Consider the following 16,541-nt stretch of genomic DNA (forward strand, 5'->3'; position numbering starts at 1 on the left):
AGGCCACTTTGCAAAACGTTGGACCATTGGCCGGTATGATCCTCGATCGACGAAGCCCGCGAGGTTGAGTCGGCCACGCGGATGTGGTGGAATTGGTAGACACGCACGTTTGAGGGGCGTGTGGCTTCGGCCTTGCGAGTTCAAGTCTCGCCATCCGCATTCTTTCCTTACAACTTGACCTCACTCCCTCCAGCTGTCATTCCGGACACTTCGCTGGCGGTTGTTCTGGTTTCCAATGGTCCAGGGGAATTAGCGACTTGGGTTAGACCCATTGCTGAGAGCCTGCATCGCAGCATATTGATGCGTCCTCGCGCTGCACGCTCGCCTATTGACCTGAGGCTGGTGTTGGTGCCTTGCCCGAATGCCACAGGACAGGAGGCTGATGCGGCTAGGCGATGGATTCAGTTTGAGCAGATCACGCCAGCAAAGCAGTTTTGGAATTTGTTGTTCTTTCCCCGACGCTATGGGCCATGGCCTCGCCAAGGAGTGGTGGTTTTCCTGGGGGGAGATCAGTTCTGGAGCGTGCTTCTTTCAGGCCGCTTGGGCTACCGCCATCTCACCTACGCCGAGTGGGTGGCCCGCTGGCCTCGTTGGAATGACTGCATTGCTGCGATGTCTCCCAAAGTGCGGGATCAGCTGCCACGTCGTTTCTGGGACCGTTGCACTGTGGTGGGAGACCTGATGGCGGATTTGTCTTGTCTTGCAAGAGCTGAAGCTCCGCTGCCACAAGGCGACTGGGTTGCTTTATTGCCGGGGTCTAAACGGGCCAAGCTCTGCGTGGGGGTTCCTTTCCTTTTGGAGGCGGCTGATCAATTGGCTCGGCTGCGACCTGGATGTCGGTTTTTGCTTCCTGTTGCACCCACCACAAGCGTGAAGGAGTTGGAAAGCTTTATGAGTTCGAGCAATCCGATTGCTGCTGCCTATCGCTCAGCCATTGCCATGGTTAGGCCAGCTGAGCTTGATCAGCCTTGGCGAAGATTGATCACCAGGGCCGGCACGGTCATCTATCTCCAAGAGGACCATCCTGCGCATGGTCCCTTGAGCCAATGTGATTTAGCTCTCACCACTGTGGGGGCAAATACGGCCGAATTGGGGGCGCTTGGTTTGCCAATGATTGTGATCGTGCCCACCCAGCATTTGGCTGTGATGCAGGCATGGGATGGCTGGATTGGTTTGCTGGCTCGTCTCCCTGGATTGCGTTGGTGCATTGGTGTCTTGCTCAGTGCATGGCGGCTGCGTCGTCATGGATTCCTGGCTTGGCCCAATATCTCTGCTGGACGCATGGTGGTTCCGGAGCGAGTGGGCTCAATTTCGCCACAGGACATTGCTCATGAGGCGTCAGCTTGGCTGGAATCTCCTGAACGGCTCAGTGGGCTGCGCGAGGATCTGCGCAGCCTGCGTGGGCAACCTGGGGCTGTGTCTGCTCTGGTTCAGCAGGTGCGTCGTTTGCTGCCCAAAGCTCTCGGTGCTTTTTAGATTCGAAGGCTGTTTAGGGTCTTGCAGGTCCTCTTCTTTTCCCTTCCATGTCCAGGTCTGATTCCTCCGCTTCCGATTCAGTGGATTGGATCAAGCTCAGCCCTGAAGAATGGCAGGCCAGGTTGACTCGTGAGCAGTATCAGGTTGCCCGTAAGGGAGGCACAGAGCGAGCATTTACAGGTGCTTATTGGAACCACAAGGCAGCAGGGATGTATTGCTGTGTCTGTTGTGGAGCCCCACTCTTCAGCTCAGCGACAAAATTCGATTCAGGCACTGGATGGCCGAGCTTTTCGGATGGAGTCAAGGCAGGTGCGATTACCACCTATCGGGACACGAGTCATGGAATGGAGCGTACTGAGATCAACTGTTCTCGTTGTGGGGCTCATCTGGGCCATGTCTTTAACGACGGACCAGCGCCTACCGGTCAGAGGTACTGCGTGAACAGCGCTTCGCTTGATTTTTCCGAGGAGGCAGAGGTTTGATTTGAATCGAAGGTCACCAAGGGTCGTCCAGTTCGGTGCCATTACGGCGCGGTGGGGGCTCCTCTACCTCTGCATCTCGGTCTCGGCCAGCTTGATCACGTCCTGAAAAGTCGAGGGGCTCCACATCGAGAGGATCACCAAGGCTCTGAACAGGTCGACGTGAGGCTGGTCTTGGTCGCTGGGGTTGTTGATCTTCAAAGGTTCGTCTTGGTTCATAGGCCGCTGATTCTTCGAAGACTGGCCTTTGTTCATAGGCAGGAGGTTCTTCGAAGGTCATTCTTTCTTCTCTGTCATTGCGGTAGCGCGTTGGGGAGCTTGAGGGTGTTTCATCGAGATAGCGCTGTTGGGGGATGACTTCCTGTTGACGCTCTTCAAGTTCAACGTATTCAAGTTCTTCTTCCGGCTCAAAGGTTTGAGTGGTGGAAGGTTGGAGCCGGCGCTGTTCCTGTTCAGTGGGCTGTCCTGAGTTGAGCTGGTTTTCCACTGGCACAAGATTCATCCTGTAGCGCTCTCGCTCCTGTTCTTCCCAGCTGGGGCCGCCAACGCCGAGTTTTTCGAGGAAGCCGCTATTCAGTTGCTTGAGCTTCTCTTCTGCGCCTTCATAGACAATGATCCTGTCTGCGCCGCTGCTGACCACCTCGTCTACCGGCATCTCCCAGGTACTCAAGACCCCTTCACCCAATAAGGGCACACCGATTGCTCCAATCACCAGGGTGGTGAGTTCTCCCGTTTCGATGTCGAAGGAGAACCCCAGGACTCTGCCTAGTTGCTGGCCAGATTCTGTGATCACTTGGCAGTTGATCACTCGGCTGTAGCGATCTGGGGTGAAACCTTCTTTGAGTGAGTCAGAGGAATCCACGAGGATGACGTCCCCCACCTGACGGATCCGATCAAGTGGCATCCAACGTGGGAGGCCGGGAAGGTATCGCGTTAGGGGATTGTCTCGCAGGCCTAGGGCCACCACTTCGCGGCGATCAATGTCGACCACGACTTCTCCCACGACGCCGAGGCGACGTCCGGTATCACGGGTGATCACGTGGGTTCCCATGAGCTCGGAGCGCAGCCAGAGGCGGTCGCTAGGGACCTTGTCCAGTGGATCGTTCAGGGATGGGTTTGTCGTCAAACGCAGGCCCTCAACAGGGGGCGAATCGAGTCATTTTGACTCAAGGGCTTGAGGAAACAGCTCACGCTGCATTGGGTAATCCCACGACTTGAGTGTGAGCCCCACGGGCCTGGGTTACCCCAATGGTGCGGTTGGAGGCGCCGATCATTGGTCGGCGGTGGCTCACAACCATGAACTGGGCTTGTTCTGCTTGGCGGGCGATCAGAGCTGCAAGGCGTTCAACATTCACCCCATCAAGGAAACTGTCCACTTCATCGAGGGCATAGAAGGGAGAGGGGCGGAAGCGCTGAAGAGCAAACAGAAAGCTGAGCGCCGTAAGCGATTTTTCTCCACCAGACATAGCCGCAAGGCGTCTCACTGCTTTGCCTTTGGGATGTGCTACCAGGGTGAGGCCGCCTTCGAGGGGGTCGTCAGGGTTGTCGAGTTGCAGGTGGCCATCGCCCTCAGAGAGGCTGGCGAAGATGTCACGAAAATGACCATCAACTGCTTCAAAAGCTTCCATGAAGGCTTCCTGGCGAAGAGTGGCGACGGTCTCGATGCGGAGCAGGAGTTCTTCTCGCTCCTGGGAGAGAACCTCAAGCCTTTCGACCAGATCCCCGAGGCGTTGTTCGAGTTGTTCGAGTTCTTCAAGGGCCAGCATGTTCACTGGTTCCAGGGCTTCCATACGGCTTTGAAGCTTCTGCAGATCGGCTTGAAGGGCCTCAAGTCCTGCGCTGCGAAGCTCTGCGGGGATCTCCGGGGGAGGGTCTGGCAAGGCTTGTTGGAGTTCTTTGAGTCGGAGGCCGCCGCTGCGAAGCTCTTCGGCAAGGGCTTGGCGATCCTGTCGGAGGCGTTCCAGGTTCCACTGGGCCTCTTGTAGGCCTTGGCGCTGGTTTGCTACTTCTGCTTCAGCAGCATCCCTGGCGCGCCGTTGTTCTCCAAAGCGAGTCTGTAGGTCTTGTTGTTGGCTTTCTAGTGTTTGTCTTCGCGTTTGCAGTTCTTGCTGCTGGTCACGCCATTGAGCATGGGCAGTTGCCAGCGCCTGGACAGCTTCCTGCAGTCTTTTTTCCTCAGCCTCCAGGCCCTTTTGTTGATCGCTTAGGCGTTCGAGGGCAAGGTGGCGATGCTGCTGGGCAGTCAGCAATTGGTCCCGATTCGTTCTGGCTGTCCCAAGTGCGTCATCGGCGGTTTCAAGATCCGCTTGTAATCGTTGCCAGGTCTCTGCATCGCCATCCGCTTGGGCTTCCTGCTCATGTTGTTCAAGTTGCTGCAGTTCAAGGGTGAGGGGAGAGAGCTTTTCGATGAGAGCATTCAGTCGTTGCTGCTGTTGTTCTTGATGAGCTTGTAGCTCCTTCACTTTTTGAGAGCGTTGATGACGTCTTTCCATCAAGGGGCCATGGGAGCGCCGGGCTGCGCTGCGTTCGGCTTCCAGAGCGGCTTGGCGCTGTTCAAGATTCCTGAGGCAGGGGCGAGCTTCCTCGAGAACTTGGCTGAGGAGAGATTCCTCTCTGCGGCAGGCCACCAAGGTTTCTCCAAGTTCAAGCAGCCTGCGGCGTAGGGGTTCGGCCTCATCTCCCTCGTTGCTGCTACCAAAGCTAAGGCTGTTGCTACGACCGGAAAAACTGCCGCCTGTCATGGCACCGCTCTTCTCTAGCAGTTCTCCATCAAGAGTTACGGCTCGAGTTCGTCCCAACTGCAGCCGGGCAGATTTCAGGTTGCCAAAGACCAAAGTTTCGCCGAAGACGTAGGCAAAAACCTCGGCATAAATGGGCTCAAAACGAACCAGCTCAAAGGCTTTGCCGATCAGGCCAGTGCTGCTATCAGCGTTGTCAGGCTTTCGCCCTCGCATGAGGGCGCTATTGCTGCTAGCTGCAGGTGCTTTGATGCGATTGAGAGGCAAGAAGGTGAGCCGGCCGGCTCGCCTGCTTTTGAGCAGTTCGATGGCTTTGGCGGCAATGCGATCGTCGTCTACGACGACTTGAGCGAGTCGTGCACCCGCAGCGACTTCCAAAGCAAGTCGGTGGCGATCGTCTACCTCCCCAAGTTGGGCAACGGGGCCGTGGATGCCTTCCAGACCGGCTTCAAGCAGCAGCCTTAGAGCTCCAGTGCCACGACTCTCCTGCAGGGTCTCGCGACGACTCTCTAGCCGGGCGATATCTTTTTCCAAGCGGGTTTGTTCTTGCTCTAGTCGACTGCGGGTACGTTGCTGCACTGCCAGGACTTCAGCGGCTTGCTGAACCTGCTCTTTCTTGTCGCTGATGTTCTGGAGGAGTGTCTGCCATTCCTGTTCGAGTTGATCCAGTTGTTTCTGTACCTGCTGGTCTTCGGTGCCGTCACGCTGCTGTTCTGCTTCGAGTTCCACGCGCCGCTCTTCGTCTTGTCGCAGGCGTTCTTGAAGTTGTTGTTGCTCCTGCTGCAGTGGTGTAAGGGTGGATTGAAGTTCCTGACGGCGAGAGCTGCGCTGCCGTTGTTGCTCAAGCCAAGCACCAGAGCGGCCGGCAACGTCTCCAAGGCGACGACGGGAGACCTCTACAGCGGCTTCGGCATCTCTGCAGTTCTTTTCAGCATCTTCTAAGGCCGTGCGATGGGGATCTTCGGTCTGACTGTGAGCCTCCTGTTGCAGTTGTTTGCGGCGGTTGCTTAGGTCTTGGCGAACGCCTTGGAGGCGCTGACCTTCATGTTGGTGTTGCTCTGCTTGGCGCTCGAGTTCACGAGCCTGGGTCTCCAATCCCGCCAGTTCGGCTTGCACCGCTAGCAACTGGTCTTCGCCGAGGGCCTTCACGTTCTCTTGCAGAGTCTTCAGGTTGGCGGCGGCCTTGGCCAGCTTTTCTTCGGCCTCCTGGAGGTTCGCAGCGTCGCGTACCTCTTGCTCGCCAAGCTGTTGCTGCCGGGCTTGAAGATCACGCAAACCTTGCTGGGCTGTTTCAAAGGCCAGCATCAGTTCCTGCTGCCGCCCCAATTGAAGTTGCTGCCGGAGTTCCTGGTAGGTGCGGGCTTTAGCGCAGTCTCGTTCCAGGCGTTGCCGTGTGGTCAGCAGTTCCTGTTCCACGATCCGGCAGCGTTCCTGCCGCTCTTGAACATCATCGAGCTTGGCGCGAGTCTGTTCGATGCGGCTGTCGAAGAGTGCTACACCAGCCAGTTCGTCGATCAGGCCGCGGCGATCGCGGTTACTCATCGAGACGATGCGGGTCACATCGCCCTGCATCACAACATTGCTGCCTTCTGGGTCGATCCTCAGTCGGCGCAGCTGGGTTTGAAGTTGCTGCAGGTTGCAGGGTTCGCCATCGGCGCTGTAGCTCGTGCTGTAGGAGCCGCCAGGCATGACTCGCAGGCGGCGGGTGACGGTCCACTCTTTTTGATCAGCTTTGATCCAAGGACCTTCCTCTGGTGGCTCCAGACCTGCCTCGGCTGGATCGGGCTGCCAGTCGCTGAGGTCGAAGCGCACACTGACCACGGTTTCAGCGGCCTTGCCTGCTCGAAGGATTCGGCTGTTGACAAGATCAGGCAGTCGATCTGCTCGCATACCCCTGCTTGTGGCAAGACCAAGGCAGAAGAGAACGCCGTCGAGGATGTTGCTCTTGCCCGAACCGTTGGGGCCTGTGACGACTGTGAAGCCCTCTTCGAGGGGGATGGTCATCGACCCCCCAAAGGACTTGAACTGCGTAAGCCCAACCTGATTGATGTGAACCAACAGGTTGCACGGGCTCTCAACAAGTCAACTTTACCGAATTTTCTTTGAAGCTCAAGGGTTGGCACCCGGTTTGGATCTGATCCGGCAGAGTCTGTGTTCGATCTCCAAGTGCCCCTCTAGATTAGTGCTTTGTAGGCGCACACTCAAGCGATCTTCCCAGTTGATCGGCAGAGAGCCGCTGAACAGTCCGCCGACGATGCGTTTAGCCCAACCGCGTCCTCCTGAGACGGCGGCATCATGATGGTCCAGCCAAGCCAGCCTATGGACAGATATAGGAATGGCTTCTACTGCTGGACCATCTAATCGTGGGATCTGCGGCAATCGCCAGGTTCTGCATGCCGGGCCGTCTTCCAAGAGCAAATCAAAATGACATCCGAGCGGATCGTTCGGCGCTCCACGATGTTCCAATAGGACGAATCTATTCAGAGAGAAAAACCTAATTGCAATAGCTTAGTTGAATCAGGAATAGGAATAGAGCAAGTATTGATCAGCATTGTATTGATGTTTGCGATCTTTAATAGCTCACATCCCTCTGTTCTTCGTAAGAGCAGAAGTGCAATTGATCAGTGCTAATGATTGATGTTGTACTCGCGGCTGGCTATATACGTTCTCTGTGGTTTTCATCATATTAACCAGCGATTACATTGACTGCCCTTGCTTTGGTACCGGATTTGGGCAGCCTTAAGGTATGTCTCTTTGCAAATGGATGCTCAAGCTATCTGACCTTGTAAAACTTGATCTTTTTAGCATCGCAGGATGGTTTTGAATATCATGGATTGAAGCCTTTGTCCTCTAAATTTTGTCCCTCGAGCAACTCCGAGCCTTTCTTGTCAAAATGCAGGATGATGCTGACCTGCGCCAGCAGGTCTTAAGTGCTTCTACGGCGGATGAGGTAGCAAATCTTGCTAGCGGCCTTGGTTATGAATTTTCAGGTGACGAGCTTCTTCGTATCTCTGGACAAAAGGTGGACCGAGTGACTGTTAGAAAACAGGACGTACCTGGAGAATATAATTAATGTTTTCTTGGAAGACTTGTTGATTTGATCTGAGGCCTAATTTTGAGAAGGAGAGTAGAAGTTTAGGGATAAGTTTCATTGTTATAAGGATCTAGAGTTATCATTTTTGGATGGAACTTTGGCATTCTTTTGCTTTGCCTAGCATCTCTTTATTTTGTCTACTACCTTTTGCATCTCCTTTGCTTCCGCTAAAACTTGGCAAAGCTCCAGAAGGATCTCTGCCGAGATTGCCAGCCACGCGGATTGATCTAAAGGAGATCATCATCATGTTGCCAGAGGTCAGCTCATGGGCTTGAGCAAATGGGTGTATTTGCTAGACGTTCTTTGAACACGATCAAGGGCTAGCAAGGATGTTTCAGTCTGATTGCTGTGGGGTGCAAAAGATCTAGGGCTATCGATCCGCTTGATTCAGTGGTTATAGACAGCAAGCAAATATTGGAGTTGATTCGAGGCAAGTCTGGCTCATCGATGCAGGCAAGATTGTCGTGCTGGTTGAGTAGATATTTTAGCTCGAGATTCCTTCAGATAGCTCATTAGAGGTTGGTGGGGTGAAGCCAAGGCGAGCCAGGCTTAGTTCAAGCTCTTGGATGCTGATTTGCTGCCGGATGCGCTCTAGGCGAGGAGGAACGATAGGTTGCAAAGTCCCTGGATGTTCGGCTACAGAATTGCTCATAGACTCCATTAATGCAGAGTTGTGATCATGTAGGAGTTGTAACGCACTAGATCTGGAGATGGTAGTAGCGATAGCTACACCATATCTGGCAAGTTGAGCGAAAGCTTTGTTAGAGGAGCCGTTCTGGAACGGGCGATTCGTTTCAAGGGGTAGTGCTCAGGATGCTTTGAGTTTTGAGATGTCCAAGGATTGTTGATCAACGTTTGGGCAGGTCAGATCCTCTGCAAATCAATGACGCTTATTCAATGTCACTGCTCGGAGGTGGGTGATGTTTGCAGTGGCAGTTGGTATTCAGGCAGCAGGCTTGGATGCATTCCAGCTACAGGGGGTTTCGCTCTCGCACAGGCCTAACTAGGCTGAGATCAACCGTCTGGAATTCATGGAATCAGAGAATTCCGCATCCGGCGATCAACAGACCCAAGTCAACACTGAGCCTTCGCGTCCTGCAGACCCCTCTGAACTGAGGTTCCGTGAACGATTTGAAAGCTTGTTGCCCACGATCCAAGAGTATTGGCCAGATTTGGCTTGGGACACACTGGAAGCGACACGAGGCAGCCTTGACGAAATGGTTCGTGTGATTTCACAGCATTCGGGATTGACGAGCCATGGTGTGCGTGATCAGCTGGAGGACCTGTTTCAGGTTGCTGGTGACCGCACCAGGAATCTGGCCGACAGCCTGGAGCCATTGGAGAAGCAGCTCGAGCAGCTTCTCGATGAGCTGAACAGCACAATGCGGCCGCGGATTGAACGTCCTGTGCGGCAGCGACCGTTGCTTGCTGTTGCAATGGCTGCTGGAATCGGTGTACTGATTGGAGTTATTTTCGCCGGAGGTCGGCGGTCCTGATGAGCGATGAGAAACGTTCAAGCGGATCAGGAGCGGGTGCGCGCGTGACGGCGATTGCTGCTTCAGTCATGGATCTGCATGTGCGTATTGCTTTGCAGGAGGTGGATCGAGAGAAACGCCGTTTGATTAGTGGAGGCGTTTTCCTGGCGATGGGAGGCACGTTGATGCTTCTGGCGCTGTTGGCAGTGGAAGTGGCTTTGGTGCTTTGGATGCAGGAGGTTTGGGGCTGGAGCCTGATGAAGGGTTTGCTGGCTATGGCAGTTCTTGATGTTGTTTTGGCAGGAGTGAGCCTGCGCATGGGTGGTCAGCTCGCCAAAGGGCCGTATTTGCCACAGACTTTGGAGGGTTTGTCGAAAACCACTCGAGCGGTGCTCGGTCGCCAGTGATTCAGCGAGTGGCGAAGTGGTTATTCGAGCCATCTGAATAGCAATGCACTCTCTTGCTTGGACTGGAGTTCTTGGTATGAGAGTCGAAAATCAGCAAAGATGGCATCAAATCAAACCATCATGAACAGATCTAATCAGTCTTCAATGAGTCACCACTCCTATTTTTCAGGCTTTTAATTCAAGATGGATGAATAAGCACAGTAAGATTTGATGTATGAAGTTAATTTCCAAAGAGAAACTATCTTCTTCTTAGCTCTAGGGCTTTATTTTTAAGATCACCTCGCACCATCATTCCTAAGAACAGCCAAGTGATCATGCAATTCTTTTGCGTACTTTCAAGATTACGTAGCCAGCCACAAGGAGTTTGATTGTAAATGCAACAGCAAAAATAACTAGGTTGGTAGGAGTTAAGAGGTGGCTAAGCATCTTTCCAGTTGAGCTTGTCTTTTATTTTAGGGCAACAGCTTGGCAGATTGCTGGCTGATGTTTTCTTTGATACCTCTTGGTCCTTATTGGATGATTAGAGCCTAAAAAAGTGCCGGGAATCTAAAGATTGCTGCTGATAGATCAAGTTTCCCTGCGGTTCAGCGAATGGCGTAGTTCAGCCAGCGGCATTCGATGCCGCCATTGCTGACTGGAATCCGCCGACTCGCTTTCATCTGTAGTGATCTGCTGAGGCTGGGATTGCCGTTCAGCAGCCATAGCTGCCAACCTGATGCATGTTTTTTCGCGTACTGACCGAGGCTTTCATAGAGAGCGGTTAGGTTTTGATCTTGGCCAACTCGGATGCCATAGGGAGGGTTGCAGACCATCACTCCCGGCTGTGTTGGCAGTTCTATGTCGCGAAAATCACAGGTTTGAATGCCTACAACATGGTCGAGGCCTGCCTCGGCCACATTGGTTTTTGCTTGTGTTGTGATGCTGGGGTCTCGGTCGCAACCAATGATCACTGGCAGCGATTGGTCTCTGCGTTCTCGTTGCTTGGCGCGTGCTTGTTCCTCGCTCCAGAGTTGAGGATCGAAATCTGCCCAACCTTCCAGGAGAAAGGAACGCTGTATTCCTGGTGCAAGGCCAAGCTTCATACTTGCGGCCTCGATCAGCAGGGTGCCTGATCCGCAAAGGGGGTCAACTAAGGGCACGCTGCCATCCCAGCCGCTGAGTCTGATCAATCCGGCGGCAAGGTTTTCTTTGAGAGGCGCAGCGCCAACTGCAGCTCGGTAGCCCCTGCGGTGCAGGCTGCCAGCTGAACCGTCCAAGCTCAGGACGGCACAATCTCGACTGAGATGGAGATGCAAACAGAGAGCAGGGTCTTGCAGATCGATATCAGATCGCTCACCCCATAGCTGCCGTTGTAGATCGATTAGCGCATTTTTTACTTGCAGGGCTGTGAAGTGGCTGTGAGTGAGGCCAGGGCCGCTGCCTGTGACATCAACGCGAAAGCTTATTGAGGGATGCAGCCAGCGCTCCCAGTTGAAGGCTGATTGCACACCGGCGTAGAGCTCTTTTGGCCCTCGGCAAGGGAATTGGGCAATCTCTCGGAGAAGGCGAAATGGCAGGCGGGCTTGGAGATGCAGCCGATAGAAGCAGGCCATGTCGGCTTCAAAAGCAGCAGCGCGTCTGAGCGGGCGCACAGCTTTGGCCCCAAGAGTGTTGAGCTCTTTGGCGCCTTCTTCTTCTAATCCTTGGGGGAGTACGGCGATCGCTTGCATTGAGCTTTTACACCCCACGGATTGTTGAGCGACAGAACAGCATCCCTGTCAGAATGGAAGTGTCCACCTTTTGGCGGACTAGGTGATCCACACCAGTGTCTCGGACAGCGGTTCGATTCCGCTCAGCTCCATTCCTCTTTTAGGTGTCTTGGGGCTGCAATGGTTTCGACGGGGTATGAGGAGGGTGACTGAAGCCTGCTCGGTAAGAGCAAATCCGTAACTGCGAACAACATCGTTCGTTTCTCCCGTCAGCCTGCCCTCGTGGCCGCTTGACCCTAATAAGGGAGATGGGGTGAGGTCAGCCTTATCACCCAAATGACCCACGGGGCCTGAGAGGGCCCCTCTTTTCTTGCTATGACAAGGGCCTGGAAAAGGCGTTTTCGGCCCTTTTGTATTTCAGGACAAATTTAATGGGTACTTCCTCGGCAGCTGTCCCATCTGAAATCAGCGTTCTGGACTACGCGAACCAAAGACTTGATCAGAAGGTTTTTCGGTTTCGCCTCAAGGCTGCTCTCGCTGAATTGGATCTAGATACAAGAACCACCAAGGCGCTCAATTCCGCGCTTAATCTTTGGGGCCTTCTCTGATGGCCAAAAGAGCTGCAGTCGTTGATCGGGTTGAGGCAGCCCATTCCATGCTTTTGCAGGGCTATAGCTGCACAGCGGTGGTGGCGTATCTGGCACAGAGCAAGGGGGTGAGTCGCCGCACCTCTCAACGGACTGTTCAACAGGCCTATGCCTTGATCCGTGAGGACATCGATCAGGCGAATATCCAAAGAACAGATCTTGTTGCTCAAGCCATTCATCTACTGATGGAGAGCGCAAGGGTTGCTTTAAAGCAGAACAATCCCGGTGCTGTTGTTGGGGCTGTTGCTCAACTCGACAAGTTATGTGGGTTAGGAGTGAGCAAATAGTTAGGGGTTCTAGTTCTAGTGATCAGCTATTCGTTATTTCCTTGTTGATGATTGAGCTCTGATGCCGTCAGCCCATGGCTCGAGCCAAACGCTTACTGCCATCTGGCTGCAGTTTCCATATCACGCTGCGTTGCAATAGCCGGCAGTTCTTGATTGCCAAAACCCTTAGGCGTGATGTGTTGTTGGCGGTACTTAAAAAGGTCAAGCAGAAATTTGCCGTGAGGGTTGATGGGCTCTGCCTGATGGCTAACCACCTTCACTTGCTCGTTAAGCCAACCGATGCCAAGGAGCTGCCGAGGTTGATGCATTGGTTTGCTTGGTACTCCGCCATGGCCTTGCACCGCTTGAGCGGTCGTTGTGGGCACTTCTGGGAGGCCAGGTATTTCTCAACGCCTATCCACCCAAAAGACCACAGAAGAGAGTTGAACACCTTGAGGTATATCCATGCCAATCCAAAAGCTGCTGGGGTAAGGAAAGGCTTTTATGACCCCTATTCCAACTATGGCCACTACGTCAGGTTGCAATCAGACGGGATCAGTGAATGGCCGCCAGCCTTTTTAAAGCTCTCGGCAACGCTCGATGGATGTGCCAAGCGCTATGAGCGTTTCTGCCAGCGCTATCGCCATCACGGCAAAGCTGCTCCCAAGTGCCATTGGGGTAGCCGCATGCTTAAAAGGTTAGTGAGCAGTGCAAGAACTAGAAGTAAGAAACAAAGGGTTTCTCCAGGTCAACAACGATTGCCATGGGATTGGGATGTAAGGCTTAATCAAATCCCTGAGGATTGGCATAAGATTGCGGTGAAATTTAGAAAAACAAATGGAATCAGGGATGGAGATCAAACTCTCAGGCTGTGGTGATTAAGTTAGGAATATAAGTAGTTTTAGGGCAAAAGGATTTAAAGGTAAATTTGTGATGAATACGAAAAACTATTGCTGGTTGTTGCCTGCTAAATAAAACATCAAGGCAACTTTTTGCAAGTCAATGGTGCCAGGTATTGATGCCGTTTTAAGCGCTCAATTCCAGTGCAGCGTTCCCTTCGTCTCTCCTTATCGCTTACTAGTGCTACGGCTCTTGCCTTAGCCAACACTCCCATCCAACCAGTCACTGGACTACAAATAAGCACGTAAGCGAATGAACTATATTGAATGAAAAAATGCACAAGATGTCAATCTCATGCTCAAGCATCAGTGCCCAGAGGTCATCTGAATTGATACAGATGGCGGAATCTTATTACAAGGATTGTAACTATCCACAAGCAATTAATGTATTACGCCAAGCACTTTCACTAAAAGAAAACTGGAAATCATATCAATTCCTAGGACATTCGCTATACAACACAAATCAATTCGCAGAAGCGATTGATGCATTCCGCAAATCCCTTGCATTGAAAGAAGACTATGTTTCATACGAACTCCTTGGGAGGGCTCTTTTTTATATAAATCAAGATCAACTAGCAATTGATGCATATAAAAAATCATTGATACTTCAAGAAAGCTGGGATGGTTACAAATGTCTTGGAAAAATATATTATAATTTAACTAAGTACGAATCATCGGTCAAAGCATTAAGAAAATCACTTGAATTGCAAGACAGCCAGGAAGCATGGACAATACATGGATGGTCTCTGCTCTGCTTAGAAAAATATCAGCTTGCAGTTGATTCATTCGAAAAATCTCTTCAGATGGAAATTAATAGATTAAGTCTAAAAGGAATAGGACAGGCAATGATTTTTATGCAGGAATATAAAAAAGCCATAGAGGCATTTGTAGCAGCAAATGAAATCGCTAAGGATTGGGAAGACTTGATTGATCTTGGGTGGGCATATGTCAATACCGAGAACCTTGCAAAGGCGATAGAGGCATTTTCTGAATCTATTGAAATTCATGAGAATGATGAGAACCATAAAGGGCTTGCGCATTGCCTAACTCTTTCGAACAAATGCCCAGAAGCAATCAAAGAGTTTGAAAAAATAAAAGATATGAGTCTAGATCACGATACTTTGAACAGATGGGGATCTGCTCTTACGCAAGAAGGTCAATTTAAATTAGCGGAAGAAAAGTTCTTAAAGTCGATTAATATTAAAAAAGACCCTGGAACATACAAAGGACTTGCGTACATATATACCATTTCTGGCCAGCATAAGATGGGAATAGAGGCTTTACAGTCTTCTCTCATTCTAAGAGAAGACTGTATTTCTTATTTAGCTCTTGCGAAGCTTTTAAATAATGAAAGTAGGTTCATTGAGTCCGCAGAAGCCTTCCTGAAATACTGGAAGTCTATGGGGAAAATTAAAAATCCCAATAATGCAATACAACATCTCTTGAAAACTGGATTTAAAGGCGAATATATAGGCTTGCAGGAATTCATCTGCAGTTCACTAACTCCATTAAGTAACTTTGATCAGAATCATACAAAACAAATAGAACAAGAAGCAATACAAACAATTTGTGAATGCATAAAAAAACAAGGAATTCCACCTATTTTGCTAAACCTAATCTCATTTATCAATCAAATCGAAGTTGAAGATGAAAAACTTGGCAGCGATGGACAGAACGTAGTGTTAAAGGAGATTGCTGGTAATAGCAGAGAATATAAAAGCAAATCAAATTTACAGAATGAAGAAGTTGTTGTGTTTGGAGTAAGCCATGCAAAGTTATTTGATGGCATAACAGGTGTTCAAGTCGTATGGACTCATGGTGGGACAATGTATGGAATATCAAATCCTAAATCACGAACAGGGGTGAATATAAGGATAAGGGAAGCATTGAGCAATAAGAACCCAAAGGAAACAATACTTGTTTTTGACTTTGGAGAAGTAGACCTTAGAATGCATATTCATAAAATAAGCAACCATAGGAATATTTCACCCCAAGAAGTATGTGATGCTGCGATTAACAACTACATGGAGTTCATAGATATATGTAAAAAGCAGGGATACGAAATCATAGTGAGTGGACCTCATTGTGGAGGCGGAAAGTCATTTGCTCAATATTCTGTAACGACTAGCATATCTGAGAGAAATAATATTTGTAGCTACATGAATGATCGGCTTAGGGAGGAGTGCGATAAAAAGTTATTTAAATTTATAACTCTCTTTGACATAGGAGTTGACGAACTTACATTTCATGAGCGAAATTCGTTGTATAGCGACTACTATCACCTATATACGCCACCCCATAAAACAGGTCTTCTAATACAACATATACTTAAGAAACGACTAACAGATGCAATCCAGAAAGGAAAATCAGTCAATAAACAGTTTTTTAAAAAAAACTTATCTTGCCAATGTACGATTTTACTAAGTAGTATTTCAGACTGGAAAAATTCTAAATATTTTCAACTCGACAAACAAATCCCAGAACCTCTTAAGCTGATTGAGGAGAATACCTGCTGTTCATTGATTGAGATTCCTTTTTTTATTCACCCAAAAGAATTAACCCTGTCTTTTGAGTACAAGAATGCTGAAATTGTTACAAATGTGTGGGCATTGGGAGAACCTTTTAGCCAAAGCAAAGTGCTTCTGAAAAACATTTTTGGCTCAATCAGGAAAGTGAGCAAATATAGTGCAAATTTGATTTCGCATAATTTCATGTCAAGCGATTTTAAGTCTAATCATGCAAAGTTTTTTATTGTCCAAATATCTACAAACTCCAATAATCTACTGAATAAAGTCTCAATAAGTAGGTTTATTGATAAACCTTGTGTTAGTCCTTAATAATATTTTTTGCTCTACGCTCCCTTGTCTGACAAGGGAGACTCCGCGAAGGGTCATTCGTTAACCACCAAAGTCATATAATTGCAAAAACTATTGTTTGAGTTCGATCACATACCCCAAGCCTGGTTGATGTGGAGATGGTGGTACCAGCGACATCGGTATTAACGATGCTGCTTTCACCCTCACGGTCAGAGAAGTTCGCGTTGGCTAAAGCATCAAGGAAGAAGACGCTGTTGTCGCCAACGGCAATGGGAAGAAACGCACCAATACCAGCTTGATTGGGTGTTCCGGCTCCTTGCAAAGGCCCCTTGAAAACCCCAGTTGAACTGCACAGCGTCTTTTAGGTTGATCTCCATGACGCCGAGATCATCTGCACTGCCATCCTCTTGAGCAGCTACTGGTTGGATGGGAGTGTTGGCTAAGGCAAGAGCCGTAGCACTAGTAAGCGATAAAGAGACGAAGGGAACGCTGCACTGGAATTGAACGCTTAAAAAGTTAATCATTGTCTGGGAGGTTTCTGGTTGCAGCTATCAGT

At 50.5% G+C, this 16,541-nt stretch carries 16 protein-coding genes, 1 tRNA gene and 1 pseudogene; 10 read left to right on the forward strand and 8 right to left on the reverse strand.

The window, feature by feature from the left end; translation table 11 throughout:
* Nucleotides 1-77 precede the first annotated feature (77 nt).
* The 3 genes from SIB79_RS00340 to msrB all read left to right on the forward strand — a co-directional run bounded on the left by SIB79_RS00340 (nt 78) and on the right by msrB (nt 1,958).
* Nucleotides 78-159, forward strand: a tRNA-Leu gene (locus tag SIB79_RS00340).
* Nucleotides 160-174: 15 nt separating this feature from the next.
* Nucleotides 175-1,476 (forward strand): hypothetical protein, encoded by a 1,302-nt coding sequence (locus SIB79_RS00345; RefSeq protein WP_063403102.1) that lies wholly within the window; start codon nt 175-177, stop codon nt 1,474-1,476.
* 47 nt (nt 1,477-1,523) lie between these two features.
* Nucleotides 1,524-1,958: a peptide-methionine (R)-S-oxide reductase MsrB gene (gene msrB / locus SIB79_RS00350; protein WP_063403101.1), complete on the forward strand. Its 435-nt coding sequence runs from the start codon at nt 1,524-1,526 to the stop codon at nt 1,956-1,958.
* A 13-nt stretch (nt 1,959-1,971) separates the two neighbouring features.
* Here msrB and SIB79_RS00355 read toward each other — a convergent pair whose 3' ends face one another.
* The 3 genes from SIB79_RS00355 to SIB79_RS00365 all read right to left on the reverse strand — a co-directional run bounded on the left by SIB79_RS00355 (nt 1,972) and on the right by SIB79_RS00365 (nt 7,159).
* On the reverse strand, nt 1,972-3,081 hold the full coding sequence (locus tag SIB79_RS00355; protein WP_063403100.1) for a PRC-barrel domain-containing protein: 1,110 nt from the start codon (nt 3,079-3,081) through the stop codon (nt 1,972-1,974).
* A 61-nt stretch (nt 3,082-3,142) separates the two neighbouring features.
* The gene (gene smc / locus SIB79_RS00360) at nt 3,143-6,751 is read right to left on the reverse strand and encodes a chromosome segregation protein SMC (RefSeq protein ID WP_063403099.1); all 3,609 of its coding nucleotides are present in this window, start codon (nt 6,749-6,751) and stop codon (nt 3,143-3,145) included.
* A 51-nt stretch (nt 6,752-6,802) separates the two neighbouring features.
* On the reverse strand, nt 6,803-7,159 hold the full coding sequence (locus SIB79_RS00365; RefSeq protein ID WP_063403098.1) for a hypothetical protein: 357 nt from the start codon (nt 7,157-7,159) through the stop codon (nt 6,803-6,805).
* Between the two features lie 391 nt (nt 7,160-7,550).
* Here SIB79_RS00365 and SIB79_RS00370 point away from each other — a divergent pair, with 391 nt between their 5' ends.
* Complete coding sequence (locus tag SIB79_RS00370) at nt 7,551-7,766, forward strand: Nif11-like leader peptide family natural product precursor (RefSeq protein ID WP_063399182.1); 216 nt, start codon at nt 7,551-7,553, stop codon at nt 7,764-7,766.
* A gap of 100 nt (nt 7,767-7,866) precedes the next feature.
* Here SIB79_RS00370 and SIB79_RS00375 read toward each other — a convergent pair whose 3' ends face one another.
* A complete protein-coding gene (locus tag SIB79_RS00375) occupies nt 7,867-8,004 on the reverse strand; it encodes a hypothetical protein (RefSeq protein ID WP_196757581.1) in 138 nt (45 codons plus the stop codon).
* 267 nt (nt 8,005-8,271) lie between these two features.
* Nucleotides 8,272-8,439, reverse strand: a complete 168-nt coding sequence (locus SIB79_RS00380) for a hypothetical protein (RefSeq protein WP_155724581.1) — start codon at nt 8,437-8,439, stop codon at nt 8,272-8,274.
* Between the two features lie 379 nt (nt 8,440-8,818).
* Between SIB79_RS00380 and SIB79_RS00385 the strand changes: the two genes are divergently transcribed.
* Complete coding sequence (locus tag SIB79_RS00385; RefSeq protein ID WP_063403096.1) at nt 8,819-9,283, forward strand: DUF883 family protein; 465 nt, start codon at nt 8,819-8,821, stop codon at nt 9,281-9,283.
* Complete coding sequence (locus SIB79_RS00390) at nt 9,283-9,669, forward strand: phage holin family protein (RefSeq protein ID WP_063403095.1); 387 nt, start codon at nt 9,283-9,285, stop codon at nt 9,667-9,669. Before SIB79_RS00385 ends, SIB79_RS00390 begins: the two co-directional genes overlap by 1 nt.
* Before the next feature lie 584 nt (nt 9,670-10,253).
* Here the strand turns inward: SIB79_RS00390 and SIB79_RS00395 are convergent.
* Nucleotides 10,254-11,378 (reverse strand): THUMP domain-containing class I SAM-dependent RNA methyltransferase, encoded by a 1,125-nt coding sequence (locus SIB79_RS00395; RefSeq protein ID WP_063403094.1) that lies wholly within the window; start codon nt 11,376-11,378, stop codon nt 10,254-10,256.
* A 78-nt stretch (nt 11,379-11,456) separates the two neighbouring features.
* Nucleotides 11,457-11,693: a hypothetical protein gene (locus tag SIB79_RS00400; RefSeq protein ID WP_413681118.1), complete on the reverse strand. Its 237-nt coding sequence runs from the start codon at nt 11,691-11,693 to the stop codon at nt 11,457-11,459.
* Nucleotides 11,694-11,788: 95 nt separating this feature from the next.
* Between SIB79_RS00400 and SIB79_RS00405 the strand changes: the two genes are divergently transcribed.
* The 4 genes from SIB79_RS00405 (at nt 11,789) to SIB79_RS00420 (ending at nt 16,006) form a co-directional block, all read left to right on the forward strand.
* Nucleotides 11,789-11,965 (forward strand): hypothetical protein, encoded by a 177-nt coding sequence (locus tag SIB79_RS00405; RefSeq protein ID WP_155724580.1) that lies wholly within the window; start codon nt 11,789-11,791, stop codon nt 11,963-11,965.
* Nucleotides 11,965-12,291 carry a hypothetical protein gene (locus tag SIB79_RS00410; protein ID WP_236072531.1) on the forward strand — a complete coding sequence of 109 codons (327 nt, stop codon included), beginning with the start codon at nt 11,965-11,967 and terminating at the stop codon, nt 12,289-12,291. The genes SIB79_RS00405 and SIB79_RS00410 overlap by 1 nt, the downstream gene beginning before the upstream one ends.
* 74 nt (nt 12,292-12,365) lie before the next feature.
* The gene (locus tag SIB79_RS00415; protein WP_063403093.1) at nt 12,366-13,148 is read left to right on the forward strand and encodes a transposase; all 783 of its coding nucleotides are present in this window, start codon (nt 12,366-12,368) and stop codon (nt 13,146-13,148) included.
* Between the two features lie 359 nt (nt 13,149-13,507).
* The gene (locus SIB79_RS00420; RefSeq protein WP_063403092.1) at nt 13,508-16,006 is read left to right on the forward strand and encodes a tetratricopeptide repeat protein; all 2,499 of its coding nucleotides are present in this window, start codon (nt 13,508-13,510) and stop codon (nt 16,004-16,006) included.
* Between the two features lie 115 nt (nt 16,007-16,121).
* Here the strand turns inward: SIB79_RS00420 and SIB79_RS00425 are convergent.
* A pseudogene (locus tag SIB79_RS00425) lies at nt 16,122-16,480 on the reverse strand (carbamoyl-phosphate synthase); the annotation flags it as partial.
* Nucleotides 16,481-16,541: the final 61 nt, after the last annotated feature.

Origin of the sequence: Prochlorococcus sp. MIT 1342 (assembly GCF_047304495.1) — a bacterium.
GTDB classification, from domain to species: Bacteria; Cyanobacteriota; Cyanobacteriia; order PCC-6307; family Cyanobiaceae; genus Prochlorococcus; species Prochlorococcus marinus_D.

Excerpts from the sequence above, each read along its gene's own strand:
- msrB (WP_063403101.1), top strand. The coding sequence starts at position 1,524 with ATGTCCAGGTCTGATTCCTCCGCTTCCGATTCAGTGGATTGGATCAAG.
- SIB79_RS00380 (WP_155724581.1), bottom strand. The coding sequence starts at position 8,439 with ATGAGCAATTCTGTAGCCGAACATCCAGGGACTTTGCAACCTATCGTT.
- SIB79_RS00385 (WP_063403096.1), top strand. The coding sequence starts at position 8,819 with ATGGAATCAGAGAATTCCGCATCCGGCGATCAACAGACCCAAGTCAAC.
- SIB79_RS00390 (WP_063403095.1), top strand. The coding sequence starts at position 9,283 with ATGAGCGATGAGAAACGTTCAAGCGGATCAGGAGCGGGTGCGCGCGTG.
- SIB79_RS00395 (WP_063403094.1), bottom strand. The coding sequence starts at position 11,378 with ATGCAAGCGATCGCCGTACTCCCCCAAGGATTAGAAGAAGAAGGCGCC.
- SIB79_RS00405 (WP_155724580.1), top strand. The coding sequence starts at position 11,789 with ATGGGTACTTCCTCGGCAGCTGTCCCATCTGAAATCAGCGTTCTGGAC.
- SIB79_RS00410 (WP_236072531.1), top strand. The coding sequence starts at position 11,965 with ATGGCCAAAAGAGCTGCAGTCGTTGATCGGGTTGAGGCAGCCCATTCC.
- SIB79_RS00415 (WP_063403093.1), top strand. The coding sequence starts at position 12,366 with ATGGCTCGAGCCAAACGCTTACTGCCATCTGGCTGCAGTTTCCATATC.
- SIB79_RS00420 (WP_063403092.1), top strand. The coding sequence starts at position 13,508 with ATGGCGGAATCTTATTACAAGGATTGTAACTATCCACAAGCAATTAAT.